Source organism: Pyramidobacter piscolens W5455, from assembly GCF_000177335.1.
Lineage (GTDB): Bacteria > Synergistota > Synergistia > Synergistales > Dethiosulfovibrionaceae > Pyramidobacter > Pyramidobacter piscolens.
Genome location: NZ_ADFP01000123.1, coordinates 30,649 through 48,399 on the forward strand (window position 1 = coordinate 30,649; position 17,751 = coordinate 48,399).

At 62.3% G+C, this 17,751-nt stretch carries 18 protein-coding genes; 7 read left to right on the forward strand and 11 right to left on the reverse strand.

What is annotated here, in order from left to right; genetic code table 11:
* The first annotated feature begins 82 nt into the window (after nucleotides 1-82).
* From murJ to HMPREF7215_RS10575, 5 genes are read left to right on the forward strand one after another with little or no spacing between them, the layout of a single operon-like run.
* On the forward strand, nucleotides 83-1,651 hold the full coding sequence (murJ, locus tag HMPREF7215_RS10560) for a murein biosynthesis integral membrane protein MurJ (protein WP_050768913.1): 1,569 nt from the start codon (nucleotides 83-85) through the stop codon (nucleotides 1,649-1,651).
* A 48-nt stretch (nucleotides 1,652-1,699) separates the two neighbouring features.
* The gene (locus tag HMPREF7215_RS10565) at nucleotides 1,700-2,242 is read left to right on the forward strand and encodes a hypothetical protein (RefSeq protein ID WP_040551143.1); all 543 of its coding nucleotides are present in this window, start codon (nucleotides 1,700-1,702) and stop codon (nucleotides 2,240-2,242) included.
* 6 nt (nucleotides 2,243-2,248) lie between these two features.
* Nucleotides 2,249-2,425 (forward strand): regulatory protein, encoded by a 177-nt coding sequence (locus HMPREF7215_RS13695; RefSeq protein WP_009165873.1) that lies wholly within the window; start codon nucleotides 2,249-2,251, stop codon nucleotides 2,423-2,425.
* Complete coding sequence (gene tsaD / locus HMPREF7215_RS10570) at nucleotides 2,413-3,456, forward strand: tRNA (adenosine(37)-N6)-threonylcarbamoyltransferase complex transferase subunit TsaD (RefSeq protein WP_009165874.1); 1,044 nt, start codon at nucleotides 2,413-2,415, stop codon at nucleotides 3,454-3,456. The genes HMPREF7215_RS13695 and tsaD overlap by 13 nt, the downstream gene beginning before the upstream one ends.
* Nucleotides 3,453-3,908, forward strand: coding sequence for a type II secretion system protein (locus tag HMPREF7215_RS10575; RefSeq protein ID WP_009165875.1), 456 nt, complete (start codon nucleotides 3,453-3,455; stop codon nucleotides 3,906-3,908). The genes tsaD and HMPREF7215_RS10575 overlap by 4 nt, the downstream gene beginning before the upstream one ends.
* Nucleotides 3,909-4,167: 259 nt before the next feature.
* On the opposite strand, the gene HMPREF7215_RS10580 is transcribed toward HMPREF7215_RS10575, so the two are convergent.
* The 4 genes from HMPREF7215_RS10580 to HMPREF7215_RS10595 are packed head-to-tail and all read right to left on the reverse strand — an operon-like array spanning nucleotide 4,168 to nucleotide 7,099.
* Nucleotides 4,168-4,578 carry a hypothetical protein gene (locus tag HMPREF7215_RS10580; RefSeq protein WP_009165876.1) on the reverse strand — a complete coding sequence of 137 codons (411 nt, stop codon included), beginning with the start codon at nucleotides 4,576-4,578 and terminating at the stop codon, nucleotides 4,168-4,170.
* A complete protein-coding gene (locus HMPREF7215_RS10585; protein WP_009165877.1) occupies nucleotides 4,575-5,426 on the reverse strand; it encodes a metal ABC transporter permease in 852 nt (283 codons plus the stop codon). Before HMPREF7215_RS10585 ends, HMPREF7215_RS10580 begins: the two co-directional genes overlap by 4 nt.
* Entirely contained in the window at nucleotides 5,426-6,139 is a 714-nt protein-coding gene (locus HMPREF7215_RS10590; RefSeq protein WP_009165878.1) for a metal ABC transporter ATP-binding protein, read from the reverse strand. The genes HMPREF7215_RS10585 and HMPREF7215_RS10590 overlap by 1 nt, the downstream gene beginning before the upstream one ends.
* Nucleotides 6,140-6,154: 15 nt before the next feature.
* Nucleotides 6,155-7,099 carry a metal ABC transporter substrate-binding protein gene (locus HMPREF7215_RS10595; protein WP_009165879.1) on the reverse strand — a complete coding sequence of 315 codons (945 nt, stop codon included), beginning with the start codon at nucleotides 7,097-7,099 and terminating at the stop codon, nucleotides 6,155-6,157.
* Nucleotides 7,100-7,285: 186 nt separating this feature from the next.
* On the opposite strand from HMPREF7215_RS10595, the gene HMPREF7215_RS12555 reads away from it, so the two are divergent.
* Nucleotides 7,286-7,915, forward strand: coding sequence for a DUF6305 family protein (locus HMPREF7215_RS12555; protein WP_009165880.1), 630 nt, complete (start codon nucleotides 7,286-7,288; stop codon nucleotides 7,913-7,915).
* 197 nt (nucleotides 7,916-8,112) lie between these two features.
* Nucleotides 8,113-9,381 (forward strand): nickel pincer cofactor-dependent isomerase, group 22, encoded by a 1,269-nt coding sequence (locus HMPREF7215_RS10605; protein WP_040551150.1) that lies wholly within the window; start codon nucleotides 8,113-8,115, stop codon nucleotides 9,379-9,381.
* 151 nt (nucleotides 9,382-9,532) lie between these two features.
* On the opposite strand, the gene HMPREF7215_RS12560 is transcribed toward HMPREF7215_RS10605, so the two are convergent.
* From HMPREF7215_RS12560 to HMPREF7215_RS13700, 7 genes are all read right to left on the reverse strand, one after another.
* Entirely contained in the window at nucleotides 9,533-11,329 is a 1,797-nt protein-coding gene (locus tag HMPREF7215_RS12560) for a C69 family dipeptidase (protein ID WP_009165882.1), read from the reverse strand.
* 126 nt (nucleotides 11,330-11,455) lie between these two features.
* Nucleotides 11,456-12,457, reverse strand: coding sequence for an ABC transporter ATP-binding protein (locus HMPREF7215_RS10615; RefSeq protein WP_009165883.1), 1,002 nt, complete (start codon nucleotides 12,455-12,457; stop codon nucleotides 11,456-11,458).
* 1 nt (nucleotide 12,458) lies between these two features.
* Nucleotides 12,459-13,442: an ABC transporter ATP-binding protein gene (locus HMPREF7215_RS10620; RefSeq protein WP_009165884.1), complete on the reverse strand. Its 984-nt coding sequence runs from the start codon at nucleotides 13,440-13,442 to the stop codon at nucleotides 12,459-12,461.
* 10 nt (nucleotides 13,443-13,452) lie between these two features.
* Entirely contained in the window at nucleotides 13,453-14,352 is a 900-nt protein-coding gene (locus tag HMPREF7215_RS10625) for an ABC transporter permease (RefSeq protein WP_009165885.1), read from the reverse strand.
* Nucleotides 14,353-14,366: 14 nt separating this feature from the next.
* Complete coding sequence (locus HMPREF7215_RS10630) at nucleotides 14,367-15,332, reverse strand: ABC transporter permease (RefSeq protein ID WP_009165886.1); 966 nt, start codon at nucleotides 15,330-15,332, stop codon at nucleotides 14,367-14,369.
* Nucleotides 15,333-15,465: 133 nt separating this feature from the next.
* Nucleotides 15,466-17,076: an ABC transporter substrate-binding protein gene (locus HMPREF7215_RS10635; protein WP_009165887.1), complete on the reverse strand. Its 1,611-nt coding sequence runs from the start codon at nucleotides 17,074-17,076 to the stop codon at nucleotides 15,466-15,468.
* Nucleotides 17,077-17,376: 300 nt separating this feature from the next.
* A partial coding sequence (locus tag HMPREF7215_RS13700; protein ID WP_009165889.1) for a hypothetical protein occupies nucleotides 17,377-17,751 on the reverse strand: 375 nt, incomplete at its 5' end.

Genomic DNA, 17,751 nt, shown 5'->3' on the forward strand with positions numbered 1-17,751 from the left:
TACGTGGAACATTCCGTTTCGGCAGTTCGAGTCTCTTTTGTGGAAAATCCGCGAAAACACGCATGAGAGCGGGAGAAACTTTATGGCAAGCGAAAAATCGGGAAACATGATCCGCAACGCCCTGACGATGATGATCGGCACGTTTTCAAGCCGCGTTCTCGGGCTGCTGCGCGAGGTGATCACCGCGGCGTATTTCGGCGCCGGGCGGTCGCTGGACGCTTTTTTCGTGGCCTACACCGTCGCCAATCTCGGCCGACAGCTGTTGGCCGAGGGCGCGCTGTCGGCCTCCTTTGTGCCGGTGTTCTCGCAGGTTCTGGAGCGGGACGGGCATCGCTGCGCCGAGCGTCTGGCCCGTCAGGCGCTGACGGTGATCCTCGGCGCCGGCGCGCTGGCGGTGGCCGCCGGCATCGTGTTCAGCCCGCAGCTGATCGCCCTGATCGCGCCGGGCTTCGCGGGCGAAAAGAAAATTCTGGCGGTGACGATGACGCGGCAGCTTTTTCCGTTCCTGCTGCTGATTTCCGTCGCTGCGCTGGCGATGGGGGCGCTCAACAGCCTGAACTGCTTTTTCGTGCCGGCGCTCGCCCCCGCGCTCAGCAACGCCGTCTATATTATGACCGTCCTGTTCTGCGCGTCAAGATTCGGCGTGGAAAGCCTGGTCGGCGCGGTGCTTTTGGGCGGCGCGGCGCAGCTGGCGTTCCAGTGGTGGTGGGCGGCCTCCCGCAAGGGCATGCTGCTGGCGCCCGCCCGTCCGGATTGGCAGGATCCGGATCTTCGGCGCATGCTGGCACTGTTTCTGCCCTACGCGGCCGGGCTGTCGCTGAATCAGGTCAATCCCGTGCTGGGGCGGTTGTTCGGTTCGTTCCTGTCCGACGGTTCCATCTCCATGCTGAACTATTCGAACCGCGTCATCCAGCTGCCGCTCGGCCTGGTGGTGATCGCCATTTCGCAGGCGGTGCTGCCGGAACTGGCGCGCTGCGTGCGGCAGGGCGACGAGGTCTTTGCGGGCACGCTGCGCGACGCGCTGCGTTTCGCGCTGTTCGTGATCGTGCCGGTAACTCTGGGCATGCTGCTCGTGGCTGGCGAGGCTGTGAACTTTCTGTTTTTCCGCGGCGCTTTCGGCGTGGAAGCGTGGCGCGGCACGGCTTCGACGCTTTTTTACGCGGCGCTGGGACTGCCGGGCATGGCCTGTTCGACGGTGCTGATGCGCGCGCTTTTCGCCCGTTCGCTGCCGCGCGCGGCGATGACGATGACGGCCGCCAGCGTGGCGGGCACGCTGCTGTTCTCGGCGGCGCTGGTGTTCCCCATGGAGATGGACGGCATCGCGCTGGCGAGTTCGCTGGCGTTCACGTTTTCGAGCGGTGTCGGCGTGGCGTTGCTGCGTCGTGCCATGTCGGCGCCGCTGCGGTTGTTTTCAGGCGGCTGGCTGGCGAAGATCGCCGCGGCCTGTGCGGCGACCGCGGCCGTGGGGCTGGCCTGGCGGGCGCTGTGGCGCTATCCGGCTGAGGCGTCTCTGCTGTGGCGGGGCGTCTGGCTCGTCGGGATCGCCGCGGCATGCGCGGCCGTTTACGGCGTTGCGACGTTGAAGCTGAAATGCGAAGAATGGAATCTGATCTCTCAGGCTCTGCGCCGGAAAGCGCCGCCGGAGAGATGACGCCGGTCTGTTTCGCGGCGCGGATAAAGCGGAGGTGAATTTGCAGTGATGAGGAAGACGATAAAAATTTTGGGGGTGGCGGCGCTTCTGGCGATAGGGGCGGTTTCGGCGCTCGCCGCTTCGAAGAGCAAAGACGAGGAACTGATGAGAGCCCGCTCGGCGCTGCTGTGGATCGGCGGCACGCGCGTCGGCGACCTGATGGTCGGAGCCGACGCCAAGCTGCAGTTCCAGTTCGTGGATCGAACTCTGTCGGCGCGCATCTACGCCGCGCCGAACAACTTTCCCGACGACATCGTCTGGAACGCGTCGTATATCGACAAGGCGGCGCGCGCCAAGTGCAATCTGGTGATCCTCGGCTACCGGGCCGTGAACCGCTGGAACTTCGATCCCGGCAAGCTGACGGTCAACGGCGAACCGCTGCCGGCCGGGCGCATTTACACGAGTCTGCTCTCCAAGGAGACGGGCAATCTGGCGCCCGATACGCAGGACGCGATCGCCTTCGGCGTGCTGCGTTCGCAGTCGCGCGGCGGCAGCGAGGTCGTTTTCGGTTACGACGGATATTCCGTGAAATTGACGATTCCCGAGAGGTGAGTGAAAATGGCGGGGCATGTGTTCAAGTGCGCGCTCTGCGGCGAGCGGGTCAGTTCCGACGTCCGCCCGGCGCGCTGCCCGAAGTGCGGGGGCAAGGCGTTCGTCCATGAAGAGGGCGAACCGTTGCGGAGAAAGGCAGGCTGCACGGGGTCGTGCGGCGGCTGCAGCGGATGCTGTCACTAGAGAAAGTTTTTCTGACGCTGGGGATCGAAAGCAGCTGCGACGACACGTCGGTGGCGTTGCTCGCAGGGCCGCGGCGCATCCTCAGTTGGAAGATCTCCAGCCAGATCGAACGACACGCGGCGTTTGGCGGCGTCGTCCCGGAGTACGCCTCGCGCATGCATCTGGAAGCGATTCTGCCGCTGACGCAAACCGTGCTCGAAGAAGCCGGCGTCGCCGATCCCGCGAAACAGATCGGCCTCGTGGCGGTGACGCGCGGCCCCGGGTTGATGGGCTCGCTGCTGGTCGGCGTGATGACGGCCAAGGCGTACGCGCAGGCGTGGAACGTTCCCGTTCTCGGCGTCAATCATCTGGAAGGGCACATCTACGCCAACGTGGTCGATCACGAAGATTTGCAGTTTCCCTTTTTGTGCATGGTCGTTTCCGGCGGTCACACCGAAATCGTGCTCGTCAGGGGCTGCGGCGAATATGAAATGCTCGGCGCCACGCAGGACGACGCGGCCGGCGAGGCCTTCGACAAAGTGGCCAAGGTGCTCGGCCTGCCCTATCCCGGCGGCCCGGTCATCGACCGTCTGGCCGTTGCGGGCGACGCGGACGCGTTCAGTTTTCCCGACATGGTGCACCATCTGGACGGGTTGAATTTCAGTTTCAGCGGCCTGAAAACGGCGTCGATCAATCAGGTGAACCGCCTGCGCCAGAAGGGCGAAACGGTCCCGCTGGAGGACTTCTGCGCTTCTTTTCAGGCCACGGTGGTGAAGACTTTGATCGTCCGTCTTGAACAGGCCGTGCGGCTGACGGGCGTGACGTCGGTGGCGATCTCCGGTGGCGTGGCGGCCAACAGCGCTTTTCGCCGCGCGGTGGCGGAACACGAAGGCTGGAATCCCTTTCTGCCCTCGAAGATGTTCTGCACCGACAACGCGGTGATGGTGGCCGCGGCCGGCTACGCGGCCTGGCAAAGCGGCCGTCGCGGCGGTCTTGGGCTGGCGCCCGATCCGGCGCTTGATTTCGGCGAAGACGAGGTGGTCGGAGAATGAGGAACGCGCGAAAGAGCAAGGGATTTACGCTGATCGAACTGCTGATCGTGATCACGGTGATCGGCATCCTTTCCGGCAGCGTGATGCTGACGATGGGATCGAGCGCCGATAAGGCCGAAGCGACGCGGATCGTCACCGATCTGCACAGCCTCAAGCTGGCGGCCGGGCTGTATTACGCCGATAACGTCGGCGGCGCGCTCTCGCCCGACATCGCCAGACTGAAAACCTACGTGACCGCGCCGGAAAAGCTGAGCGGCGATCAGTACGAATTTGTCGCCGGAGCCGACGCGGGACAGTGGTTCGTCGGCTACAAGGTCGCGGGGGCCGACGTAGGCGTGCGCGAGAACCTGAAGAAAATGGCCGCCGCCAACGGCTTGCGTGTCGGCACGACCTCGGCGGACACCGACGTGTACGACGGCGGCACGGCGGGCATTTATGTGCGCGTCAAGTGACGCTGGTTCCCGAAAAAGTGGGGAAGGGACGGCCAAGGCTTCGAGAAAAGCCGCCGCTTTTTGCGGCACGCCCGCAGACTGAAAAGGGAAAAAAGCGGAAGTGTCGTTCCCCCGGCATTATGAAAAAGGCGCTGAGAGACCTGTCTCTCAGCGCCTTTTTCTGTCATCGCGTGCGTCATAGGACTGTCAATCGATTCTTGAGAACGCCTTAGCATCTGGGCGCTCGCTCGCCGCCGGGCCGTTCCGTTAAGAGGTGACGTTAAAAGTCGATGGCGGACTGGCCGACGCGGTAGTAGGTCGTACCGTTGTCCTCGTATTTCTCGTAAACGCCTTCCACGGTGATGGGCGCTTCGAGATCGGGGAAATCTTCGGGGTAGAACAGCTCGCCGGCGACGCCGAACTCGAGGCTGTTCTGCGCCAGCGGAATGACGCAGTTGTAGAAAATCTTGTCGGGATCGGGCTGTCCCTGAGCGTCGACGCCCTGGATGATGGCGAACTGGCCGGCCATTTTGACGCGGCGGCCGAGGTAGCTTTCGGGATTGTTTTTGATGTCGCGGACGACGGCGAACAGCATCGTGCGCCCCATGGCGGTGAGGTTGACGTCCGGCGCGCCCGGCGCGGGGATGGCCAGCGCCGCGAGAAGGAGCAGCGCCGCGGCGAGGCGTTTCATCGCGAAACGCCTCTCAAACGGCCGAGCGCCGCGCAGAACAAGAAAGAGATGATGTTGCCGGCGACGATGGTGGAGCCCACGGGCGTCCCCGCCAGCACGGAGACGACGATGCCGGCGGCGGCGCACAGCACGGAAACGGCGGCGGAGCAGAGCGTGACCGAGAGGAACGACGAGAACAGCCGCATGGCGCTCAACGCCGGAAAAATGATCAGCGCCGAAATCAGCAGCGAACCGACGAGATTCATGGCCAGCACGATGATCACGGCGACGACGACGGCGATGACCAGATTGTACAGCCCGGCGCGCGTGCCGGTGGCAGCGGCGAATTCTTCGTCGAACGTGACGGCGAAAATCTTGTGGTAGAACAGCACGAACACGGCGATGACAATGAAGGACAGAACAGCGCAGAGCTTGACCTCGAACGGGTCCAGCGTCAGGATCGAGAAAGAGCCGAAGAGAATGCTGCACACGTCGCCGGACAGATTGGCCGAGCGTGAAAACACGTTCATGAGCAGATAGCCCAAGGCGAGAGCGCTGACGGAGAGCATGGCGACGGCGGCGTCGCCTTTGATGCGGCGATTTCTTCCGCCCTGGAGCAGCAGCACGGCGCAGATCACGGTGACGGGGAGCGTCAGCGCCGTGGTGCTGTTCATCTTCAGCACGGCGGCCACGGCCATGGCGCCGAAGGCCACATGCGACAGACCGTCGCCGATCAGCGAGAAGCGTTTCAGCACCAGCGTCACCCCGAGCAGCGACGAGCACAGCGCCACGAGCACGCCGACGATAAACGCGTAGCGCACGAAAGGATACTGAAAATACGCGGCGAGTTGTGTGAACATGGCTGACATCACTGCTTTCCCCCTTGCCCGTGCGTAAAGATCCGGCCGGCGGCGCTGCTTAGGTATTCCGCGCAAGGGCCGAAGAAGTATTTCCCGTCGCCGAGGTGGAGGATATGCGTGGCGTAGCGCACGGCAGCGGCGATATCATGGGAGATCATGACGACCGTGAGCCCCTCGTCGCGGTTCAGCGCCGCCACAAGCTCGTACATTTCCGTCGTGACTTTGGGGTCGAGACCGGTCACGGGCTCGTCGAGCATGATCAGCTTGCGCGTGGCACAGAGCGCGCGGGCGAGAAGCACGCGCTGCTGCTGTCCTCCCGAGAGTTCGCGGTAGCAATGGCCAGCCAGCGCCGCCAGGTTGAGGCGCTCCATGTTCCGCGCCGCCAGTTCCTTTTCCCGGCGCGAGTAGAACGGGCGCAGCCCCATGCGGTTCAGGCAGCCCGACAGCACGATCTCCCTGACGCTGGCGGGAAAATCTTTCTGCACGAAGGTTTGCTGGGGAAGGTAGCCGATCTCGGTCCGTTTCAGCCCTTCACCGGTGACGACGCGTCCCCTCCGCAGCCTGATCAGACCGAGGACGGTCTTCATCAGCGTACTTTTGCCGGAGCCGTTTTCGCCGACGATGTAGAGATAGTCGCCGCGCTCGACGGCGAAGTTCAGCCCTTCCACGACGGCCGCGTTTTCGTAGCCGACGGCGACATTTTCGCAGGTAAGCAGAGCCATGGCGGTCTTCCCGTCCTAGTCGAGCGCTTCGCGCAGCGCGGCAAGGTTGTCTTGCATGAACGAAAGGTAGGTCACGCCGCGTTCCAGATCCCCGGCGGTGCAGGATTGCATGGAGTTCATGACGACGATCTTCCGCTCCCGGCCGCCGGCCGTGCGCAGCACCGTTGCGGCGATCTTGCGGTCCGAGTTTTCCAACACCAGCACGGCGGGCACGTCGAGCTCCCTGACCTTGCCCGCCAAAACGGCCAAGGTTTTGAAACTGGCTTCGCTTTCGGCCGAACAGCCTCTGAAAGCGGCGTAGTGTGCCAGTCCGTAGTCTTCGGTCATGTAGATGAAGGGGAAGCGGTCGGCGAAGACGACGGCGCGGCGCTTGGCCGAGGCGGTCATGGCCGCGTATTCGCCGTCGAGCGCCTGCAGCCGGGCGATGTAGGCCGCGGCGTTGGCGCGGTAGAGCGGCGCGCCTTCGGGATCGAGTGCCGCCAGCTTTTCGGCGATGAGACGACAGAAGCGCTGGGCATGACGCAGCGACAGCCACACGTGTTCGTCCAGCTCCGGCTCTTCGTGCGCGTGATCATGATGGTGATGCTCCGACGTTTCGCCGGCCGCGGGAACTTCTTCCCGGGCGCTCTCGCCAAGAGAGGCAAGCAGATCGATCACGGCCACGTCCCGGCTGACCGCGCCGGACAGAGCGCTGTCGGAAGCGCCGCCCACGCCGATGAAGAGGTCGCACGACGAAACCAGGATCATGTCGTTGACGGTAGGCTGATAGCTGTGCAGGTCCACGCCGTTGTCGAAAAGCAGTTTCAGGCGAACCTGGCCGACCCGTTCGCCGAGAATGACGCGTACCCAATCATAGGCCGGAAAAACAGTGGCGACCACGGTCAGCTTCTTGTCCGCCGCCGCGGCCGGGGCGCGGCACGCCAGCGTCAGCGCGGCCAGCAGCAGGAAAAATCTTCTCATTTCTGAAAACCTCCGTTACAGAAAATTTAAAATTGTCCGCGCCTCTGTGCTATAATCGCAAAAGGGCGGACTTTTTTGCGCCATGGGCAGAAATATATTTCAAAAGCTAGCACGCGGCATCGCCGCTGTCAAATGAAAAGAATGCATAAGTTCGGTTGCCGTAACGCTGAGGAGATATTTTCAAAGATGAGAAGAATCTTTTGTTGGGGCGTCTTTTTCTGCGCGGTCTTCCTCCGGACGGCAAACGCCGCGGCCGCGAATCCGCCGTTGCCCCGGGTCGAAACGCCCGTGCTGATCACTGGCTTCGGTCAAAGTCAGGACACCAATTCGGTCAACATTTTGTGCCGTCGGTTGCAGATCGACTATGACTACAAGCTCGACGTTCCCGCCGGGGAAGTGGACTGGAGCCGCTACAAGACCATCTTCGCCGTCCTGGGGTGCAGCAGCAGCGTGTACTGCTGCTCGTTCGACGCCGATTCGACGGCCATCGTCATCACCCGCGACGGCAAACCCAGCCCTACGGTGTCGGGGCTGAGCATCCTCGACGAAGCGGCTCGCTGTTCCGAGATCCTGGCCGAGGCGAAGAAACGCGACGTGAAAGTCATCGCCATGCACGTGGGCGGCGAGCCGCGCCGTCTCAAGAACTCCGAACCGTTCCTGCCCTTCGCCAGCGCCGCCGACTTCATGATCGTCCGTTCGGACGGCAATCTCGACGGCTATTTTACCACGCTCTGCGCCGAAAAAAGCGTGCCGCTCTTCACGATCGAAAAGACCGCCGACCTGAAGAAGATCATTCCGCTTATGATACAGCCCTGATGGCCGCTTCGCAGCCGGCGGCGGGAGTTCCTCGGCGCATAGCCGCGCGTTCATGATGTTATACGCTTTCACGACTTGGACAAAGAGAAGGACTTGTGATAGGAATGAATTGCCAGTCCGACTTTCGAGAATGCGCGCTCCTGCGCGGGACCTCCTCGAAAGATCGCTATTTTTTCATGAAGAGGAAGTGCATGTTCATGTCGTTCATCGATGAAGCGCTGGATCCCATCCGGATCCCCCGGTTCGTGAAAGTCCGCCAGAACTTTCCCCGCCCTTGCGTGCCGGACCCCGCCGGTGAGTTGCGTACCGGGCTGGAAACGGGGCGCTATCTCGATTCCGTCGCGCCCGGTATGACCGTTGCCATCACCGCCGGCAGCCGCGGCATCACAAACTATCCGTTGATCATCAGGACGCTGGTCGAGGCGGTGAAAAGGCGCGGCGGCGAGCCCTTTATCTTCCCCGCCATGGGCAGTCACGGCGGCGCCACCGCCGAAGGGCAGAAAAACATGCTGGCCGGCCTCGGCATCACCGAAGAAACCATGGGCGCGCCGGTTCGCTCCACCATGGAAACGGTGCGGCTCGGCACGGCGGCCAACGGCCGCCCCGTCTATCTCGACAGCTACGCCGACGCGGCCGACGCCATCATCGTCGTCAACCGCGTCAAGCCGCACACGGGATTTCGCGGCGCGGTGGAGAGCGGCATCTGCAAAATGTGCGCCATCGGCATGGGCAAGCAGAAAGGCGCTGACTTCTGCCACGCCGAAGGCTTCGGGCGTATGGCCGAGAACATTCCCGCCATCGCCGCCGTAACGTTGGCCAAGAAGAACGTGCTCTGCTGCGTGGCCCTGCTGGAAAACGCCTATCACGAGACGGCGCAGATCGAGCTGATGCGCAAAGACGAAGTGCTCGAGCGCGAGCCGGCGCTGCTCAAGCGCGCCTGGGAGCTGCTGGCGAAGATCCAGCTCGACGAGTTCGACGTGCTGATCATGGACGAGATCGGCAAGAACATCGCCGGCACGGGCTTCGACACGAACGTGGTGGGACGCTACAACACGCCCTACGCCTCCGGCGGCCCGAAAATCACCCGCGTCGCCGCGCTCGACATCACCGACGTCTCGCACGGCAACGGCAACGGTCTGGGCATGCTCGACATGACCACCATGCGCGCCTACAAAAAGTTCAGCATGGAGCAAACCTATCCGAACGCCATCACTTCCACCGTGCCGCTGACGGTGAAGATCCCCATGGTGCTGAAGAGCGACCGCCAGGTCATCCAGGGGTGCGTCAAGACCTGCAACGTGCTCGACCCGTCGAAATTGCGCCTCGTGCGCATCAAGAACACCATTGCCCTCGACGAGATCGAAGTTTCCGAAGCTTTACTGCCGACGGTTGCCGCCCATCCGCACATGGAGGTTGTCGGCGCGCCGTACGAACTGAAATTTGACGCGGACGGCAACCTGTTCTAACCGCTCCGCAAAGAATCAGTATGAGATAAAAACGCCGCGGCCTGGTCAGCGCTGACCGAGCCGCGGCGTTTTTGTCATCGTGCGTTTTTCATGTTGAAGGAATCGTGTGACTGTCCGTGTTCGATGCGGGATGTTCCACGTGGAACTTTTTCTATGCCGCGGGTTCCGTGAACGTGAAGAAGACGCGCCCGCCGAAGGAGCGGCCCCATTGGTCGCGTCCGCCGAGCCAATAGTCGAAGGTTCCGGGCACGCCGGCCTTCTGCAAGTCGACGGCTTTGACGCGGACGGTCCAGCGGCCGCCGTCGGCCCGCAGCGAGCCGGCGACGGGGCGGATGCCCATGAGGCGGGCGTTGGTGCCGCCCAGCGTGAGCAGCAGCGACCCCTCGGCGGGGATCCGTCCGTCCGTGAGCGCGAAGCCGAATTCGATCTCTTCGGCGCTGTCCATCGCTGCGGCGGCGGGGAAAGCGCTCACGGCGACGGGGCGCAAGTTTTTCTGCTGCTCCGCCAGGTCGCGCAGCGCCTGCGCGGCGACGGCTTCGTCCCGTTCGCTCAGCAGCGTCACGGCGCGCGCTCTGTCGTGGAGCGTCGCGGCGCGCGCCTGCAGTTCGCTTTCGCTTCGCGCGAGGGTGTTTTCGTAGCTCCACAGCCAGCGCTCGTGCTCGTCGTGATGCTGCTGGAAGACCAGTTCGAAGAGGTTCTGGAAGTCGCGCAGCTTTTGCCAGCCGTCGTCGCGCCATGTCGCGATCTCCGCGTCGGGGCGGCAGTGAACGGCCAAAAGCGCCGGCGCTTCGTCTCCCATCGTGTCCAGCGCGGCGGGCACGCCGCAGAACGGGTGGAAGGGCAGATAGGGCAGTTCGCTGGGGCGTCCTGCGCACAGCCACATCGTCGTGGTCTCGGGACGATCCCGATCGCCGAAGACGGTGACGGACGATTCCATGGTCGTGCCCGTGCAGATGCGGCGGATCTCCGTGTCGTGCGGCGCGCCGCCGGGGAACTGCATACGCGCCCAGGCGGGGTCGAGGAACGAGCCTTCGTAGTAGCAGCGCAGGATTTCCATGACCTGTTCCACGGCGACGGGACGCTTCGGCACGACGGCGAAGGGGTAGCGGTCTTCGCGCCAGAAGGGGCTGCGCGTCAGGATCGAATAGCCGGCGGCGCTGCGGTACGTGTTGCCCGGCCCCATCCAGTCCTTTTCGGCCTGATAGGCACGCGCGAAGTCGAACGCGCCCTGAGCGGGATCGTACCAGCCTTTCTTTTGTGCGTACTCGACCAGATCGGGCGAGACGATGAAGTTGTCGCGGTCGTCGAAATTGATCTCGTGGATCGTATAGTAATTGGGAATGAACGCCGCCTCGCGGTCGCCGACGCGGCACGCGGCGTAACGGCGGCCGCTGACGACCTGGAGCATCCAGGCTTCGTCGGCGTCGGCGCAGGTGTAGGATCTTCCGGAAGAAACGTAGCCGTAGCGTTCGAGCATTTCGACGCCGATTTCCACGGCATGGCGGGCGGACGTCGCGCGCTCGGCCATGACGCGGCGCAGGTTAAAGCCGATGCCGCCCTCGCTGAGCCGCGAGGCGTCTTCGGGGTCTTCTTTGGAGTCCACGCAGCTGTTGCTGACGATCAGCACGCCCTGGTCGTTGTAGAAGGAATCGGCCGTCGACATGCCGCCGGCGGCGCCTTTCATCTCGCTCCAATAGAAGCCGTGCGTGTGCGCCGCCTGTGGGATGACGGCGTGCCCGTCTTCGGCGGGCAGCGTTTCGCCGGGAGCGTGGTCGGCGGCGGGGACACAGCCGTGTCGGTTGACGAGGCGTCCGCCGTCGTCTTCGTTGTGGCCGACGATCACATGCCCCGTCGGCGAAACTTCGCGCCCGATCACCACGGTCGTACAGGCGCGAGCCGCGGCGGGCAGCGCGATCAAAAGCGCCAGAGCCAGAATGACAAGATCCATGAAAAGCATCCTTTCCCGAAAAAATGATGGAATCGAAACAGCCTCTGCAAAAAAAGGAGAGGAAAAGTTTTCCCTCTCCTTTTCCGCCGCCGATTATAGAAAAACTTCGAGCGGACGTCAAAAATTTCAGCGATCAAAAAGGTGGCACTGCACCCAATGTCCCGGCGCGATCTCCCGTTCTTCGGGCACGCGCTGCGAGCAAACGGGCATGGCGCAGCGGCAGCGCGTGTGGAAGCAGCAGCCCGACGGCAGGTTCACGGCGCTGGGGATCTCGCCTTCCAGACCTTCGGCGTTGCGCATGTTGTGTCCCGTCAGCGTCGGGATCGAAGAGAACAGCGCCTTGGTGTAGGGATGCTGCGGAGACGCGAAGATCTGCTCCTTGCTGCCCTTTTCGACGATGCTGCCGAGATACATGACCGCCACCTGGTTGGAAATGTGCTTGACCACCGAAAGGTTGTGGGCGATGAACAGATAGGAGAAGTGGAACTCGTCTTTCAGGTCCATGAGCAGATTGAGGATCTGCGCCTGAATGGACACGTCCAGCGCCGACACCGGTTCGTCGGCGATGATGAATTCCGGCTCCACGGCCAGCGCGCGGGCGATGCCGATGCGCTGGCGCTGTCCGCCCGAAAACTGGTGCGGATAGCGGCTCGCCTGTTCGGGCCGGATGCCGACGCGGGACAGCAGGTCGAGCGCGCGGGCGCGCGCTTCCTTTTTGCTGCCGGCAACCCTGTGGAACAGCATCGGCTCCGTGAGGATCTCCATGACGTTCTGGCGCGGGTTCAGCGAGGCGTAGGGATCCTGGAAGATCATCTGCATTTTTTTGCGCAGCGGCAGCATCTCGTCCAGCGGAATATGCGCGATGTCCTGCCCGCGGTAGCGGACCGAGCCGCCGGCCGGTTCGATCAGGCGGATGATGCTGCGCGCGGCCGTCGATTTGCCGCAGCCCGATTCTCCGACGAGGCTGTAGACCTGGCCTTCTTCGAGGTCGAAACTGATACCGTTGACGGCGTGAACGATACGTTTGCGGCGCACGACGCGCCCGCCTTCGAAACGGATCTGGCTGAGGAGCGAGCGGTCGAGGTCGAAACGCTGTTCGAGATTTTTGACTGAAAGCAGACAGCTCATGTTACTTCACCTCCCCGCAGAGCGGAAAATGGCAGGCGGCGCAGTGCCCCGGGGCGACCTCGCGCAGCTGCGGCGCTTCGCGGCGGCAGCGCTCCTGCGCGCGGGAACAGCGCGGGCTGAAATAGCAGCCCGAAGGCAGGTCGAACATGTTGGGGACGATGCCGGGGATCGTGTCGAGGCGCTCTTTTTCCGTGCCCAGATCGGGGATCGAGCTGATCAGCCCGTGCGTGTAGGGATGGGCGCTGCGGTCGATCACGTCGCGCGCCGCGCCGCTCTCGACGATCTTGCCGCAGTACATCACGTTGATGCGGTCGGCGACTTCCGAAACGACGGCCAAATCGTGGGTGATGAGCATCAGCGAAGAGCCCTCGGCGCGGATCAGATCGGTCATGAGCTTGAGGATCTGCGCCTGAATCGTCACGTCCAGCGCCGTCGTCGGCTCGTCGGCGACGATCAGCCGCGGGCGGGCCGCCAGCGCGATGGCGATGACGACGCGCTGCCTCATGCCGCCGGAAAATTGGTGCGGATAGTTTTTAAGGCGGCTTTCCGGATTGGAAATGCCTACGGCCCTGAGCAGATCGACGCTGGCCTGGCGGCGCTCGCCGCGGCTCATGCCCGTGTGCAGCCGCAGCGTTTCGTCGAGCTGCTGTCCGATCGTGTAGACGGGATTGAGCGACGTCATCGGGTCCTGGAAGATCATGGAGATGTCCTTGCCGCGCAGCTTGTTCATCTCGTGCTCGGAAAGCTTCATAAGGTCTTTGCCGTCGAACAGAATCTCGCCCGATTCGATATAGCCCGGCTCTTCGATCAGGCGGATCAGCGAAAATCCCGTCACCGACTTGCCGCCGCCGGACTCGCCGACCACGGCCAGCACTTCGCCCTGCCTGATGTCGAACGACACGTCGTCCACGGCCTTGACGGTGCCCTTGAACGTTTTGAACCACGTGCGCAGGTGCCTCACCTGCAAAAGAAGTTTATCGTCCATGGGCGGCGCCTCATTTCAGCTTGGGGTTCATCTCGTCGCGCAAAAAGTCGCCGAGAAGGTTGATGCCGAACACGATGATCATGATGTACAGCCCTGGCAGGATCGAGACCCACCACAGGCCGCTGTAAAGCACCGTGAAGCCGTCGTTGCAGAGCATACCAAGCGACGGGCGCGAGATCGGCACGCCCAGGCCGAGGAAGCTCAGCGTCGCCTCGGTGAGGATGAAGCCGCCCACCTGGATCGTGGACAGCACGACGATGGAGGCGAAGACATTGGGCAGCACGTGCTTGTAAAGGATGCGCCAGTTCGGCAGGCCGATCACGTGCGTGGCCTCGATGTATTCGCATTTTTTGACGCGCAGCGTTTCGCCGCGCACCGTGCGCGCGTAGCGCACCCAGCCGACCAGCATCAGCGACAGCAGGATGTTGGTGATGCTGCGCCCCAGCATGGACATCAGAAACAACGCGATCAGCATCGACGGGAACGACAGCTGCACGTCGGCAAAGCGCATGATGAGCGCGTCCACCTTGCCGCCGAAATAGCCCGAGATCAGCCCCAGCACGATGCCGATGCCGCTGGCCATCAACGTGCCCAGCAGGCCGATGACCAGCGAGACGCGACTGCCGTAGACCATGGCGCTGACCATGTCGCGCCCCTGCTGGTTGGTGCCCAGCAGGAACTTGGGGTCGCCGCCCTCCAGCCAGAACGGCGGCTTGTAGGCGTCGCCCAGGTCGAGCTCGGCCATGTTGTAGGGATTCTGCACCGTGAACTGCGGCCCCACGACCGCGATCAGGATCACGAGCAGGACGATCGCCGCTCCGGCGATCGCCGTAGGGGAGTGGCGGAAATTGTAAAACAGTTCCGAATCCAGAAAGCGTGCGACTCGGCTTTTCTCTTGTGCGTCAGACATTTTTCGTCCCCCTCCTACTGCAAGTCGATGCGCGGATCAATGAAAACGTAGAGCAGGTCCACGATGAAGTTGATGAACACGAACATCACCGCCACGAACAGAATGTAAGCGGCGATGATCGGCCGGTCGGCGCTGGTCACGGCGTCGATGAGCATCTTGCCGATGCCCGGCCAGGCGTAGATCGTCTCCGTGATCGTCGTGAACGCGATCAGATTGCCCAGCTGCAGTCCGAAAACCGTCACCACCGGGATCAGCGTGTTCTTGAGCGCGTGGCCGAACAGCACCTTGCGGTTGGGCACGCCCTTGGCGCGCGCGAACTTGACGTAATCCTGGCGCATGTTCTCCTGCATCCCCGCGCGCGTGAGGCGGATGATCGTCGCCACGTTGCCCAGCGCCAGCGTGATCGACGGCAGGATGATGTGCGCCCAGCCGTCGGCGGTGGCGAGGCTGGTTGTGATGCCGAAGATCACGCCCGTTTCGCCGCGCCCGGAAACAGGCAGGATGCCGAGATACAGCCCGAAGAAATAAATCATCACCATGCCGATCCAGAACGACGGCATGGAGATCCCGGCGATGGACATGGCCATAACGCTTTTGCTGAAACGGCTCTTCGGGTACGCGCCGGACCATACGCCCAGCGGGATGCCGAGAAAGATCGAGAGCACCATGGCCACGGCGACGATGTCCAGCGTGGCAGGAAGCCGTTCGGTGATCAGCGCCAGCGCCGGCAGATGGTACATGTACGACTGGCCGAAATTGCCGTTCAAGACGTTCTTGACGAAGATCCAGTACTGCACGTACAGCGGCTTGTCCAGGCCGAGATAGGCCGAGACGGCCGCGATCTCCTCGGGCGTCGCGTTCTCTCTCACCATCAGATACACGGGATTGCCCAGCACGCTCGTGAGCACGAACACGATCAGCGAGACCACGAGCACGACCAGCACGAGCTGGGTCAGCCTTTTGACTAAAAATTGAAGCACCTTAAAGGTCACCTCCGCGGAAGAAGCCTATTTCGGAGCGAAAAAGGCGGAAAAAGACTTTCATCAAAGACAGACGGTTCTTTTCGCGTGAAAAGAACCGTCTGCGTTATTTTGTGGTTTTCGGGAACCGAAATTATTTCTTGAACGTGACGTCCCACGCGTACACGTATTTGTTATAGCGCGGCGCGTAGTCAATGCGCGGCCCGACGGCGTACACGTCCATCTGAAAATGCAGCGGGATGTAGGCCACGTCGTCGGCGGCCAGCTTCCACGCCTGACGGACGATCTGGTCGCGTTTTTCGGCGTCGACGGTCGCCATCGCTTCCTCGACCAGCTTGTCTACTTCGGGATTGCTGTAGTAGCCGCGATTGACGCCGCCCCAGCCCTGTTTGACGTACTCGCCGGGTTTCATCGAGTAAATCATGTCGAGGGCGATCAGCGCGCCTTCGCCGCCGGAATCGGCCCAGCCGGTCTGGCACAGATGCGTGTTGTCTCCCGACTTGTTGCTGGCGCCGATATAGGAAAAGAAAATATTGCGCGACATCAAATTGGGCACGACTTTGATGCCGACCTTCTCGAGGTAGGACGCGCAGGCCGTGGCGATGGGGCCGTCGTTGATGTAACGGTCGTTTGACGCGTCGAGCGTTACCTGAAAGCGCGTGCCGTCGGCCTGGCGGGGATAGCCCGCTTCGTCGAGCAGACGCTCGGCCAGCGCCGGATCGTAGGCGAGGCGCTTGATCTCGGGATTGTAGCCGTTGTAACCCTCGGGGCAGTAGGTTGCGGCGGGAAGGGCGAAGCCGTTCATGATCTTGGCGACGATCTCGTCCTCGTTGATGGCGTGATACATGGCGGCGCGGACGCGCTTGTCGACCATCGGGTTCTTCCCCGTGGGCGAGACCAGCGGGAACTTGGAATCCTTGCTGGGGTTTTCCACGCAGGACGGATTGAGGTAGATGACGCGCAGGCTGGGCATCTTGACGATGCTGATGTTTTTGTTGCGCTCGATCATGGCCACGTCGCGCACCGGCACGTCAATGATCATGTCGACGGCGCCGGACATCATGTTGGCCGTGCGGGTGCCGGGGTTGGTGATCGGCTTGTAGACGACGTTCTCGGCCTCGGGCTTGGCGCCCCAGTAGGCTTCGTTGCGCTTGAAGACGATGCGGTCGCCGCGCACGTGCTCGGCCAGCGTGTACTTGCCGGTGCCGACGGGATGGTTGGCGTTGTAATCGTCGTCGTGGGCTTCGCAGGTCTCCTTGTCGAGGATCACCACGTCCTTGACGTGGGCCAGCAACAGCACGTTGGGCGCCTTGCAGGTGATTTTGACGGTGTGATCGTCGATCTTCTCGCTCTTGTCGACAGTGGCGAACGCGTAAATGAAAGCCGACTTGCCGGCCGTATTGGCGCGCTCGAACGAGAACAGCACGTCGTCGGCGTTGAAAGCGTTGCCGTTGTGGAACGTGACGCCTTTGCGCAGATGGAACGTCCAGACCGAAGCGTCTTCGTTGGTCTCCCAGCTCTCGGCCAGAAGCGGCTGCGGTTTGATCTCCCGGTCAAGGGTCACGAGCGGCTCGAAGACGTGTTCCATAATGGCGTTGTTGAGGTCTTCGTTCAGCGAGTAGGGATAGAACGAATAGGCGTCGCCCGTCAGGCCGATCGTCACGTCCCGCGGGCCCGCCGCGCAGGCGGCCGAAGTCCCCAGCGCCAGAGCGGCCAGCGCGCACCACAGAGTACTTTTCTTCACGGTAATTCCCTCCTGATTCGATGATAAGTTTTAAGAGCCGTTTGAATCATAATTTTTATGGATACAAAATTCAACACTAAAATATATTAATCATTACGATAATGACAGTTAATTTTGCATTAAAATGTTTACTATCGGCAAAGGCGCAGATGAAACGCCTCTTCATCACGCGCGTTGGGCGGCGCTCTTGCGAATGGAAAAAGGCGTTCGGGCGACATGAAACATGGGCGGCGGATTCCTGCCGAATCCGCCGCCCATGTTTCATAACTGCCGCTTTTCTGTTCCGCGGGCGTCCGTCTCTTATTTGCCGAAGAGGCTGTTCAGTCCTTTTTCAAGTTCTTTGTTGAGCTGATCTTTGACGCTGTTCTTGCCGGATGTGTCGCCGGCCCCGCTTTTGCCGCCTATGAGTTTTTCGGTGAGCTTGTTCACGGCGTCTTCTTTGGCCTTTTCAACGGCGTTCTTGGCCTGAGCCTTGACGTCGGTGACTTTGGCGTTTTCCTGCTGGGCTTCTTGGGCGTCCCAGGTCTTGCCGTTGACTTTGAAACTGCCGATCTTGGGGTCGTCAATGGTGCCGCCGACGTGGAAGGTCAGATTGCGGAAGTCGTTGACGCCCCAGCTCTTGCTGGCGCCGGCGATACCGCCGCCGATCAGTCCGGCGATGCCGCCGGCTCCGCC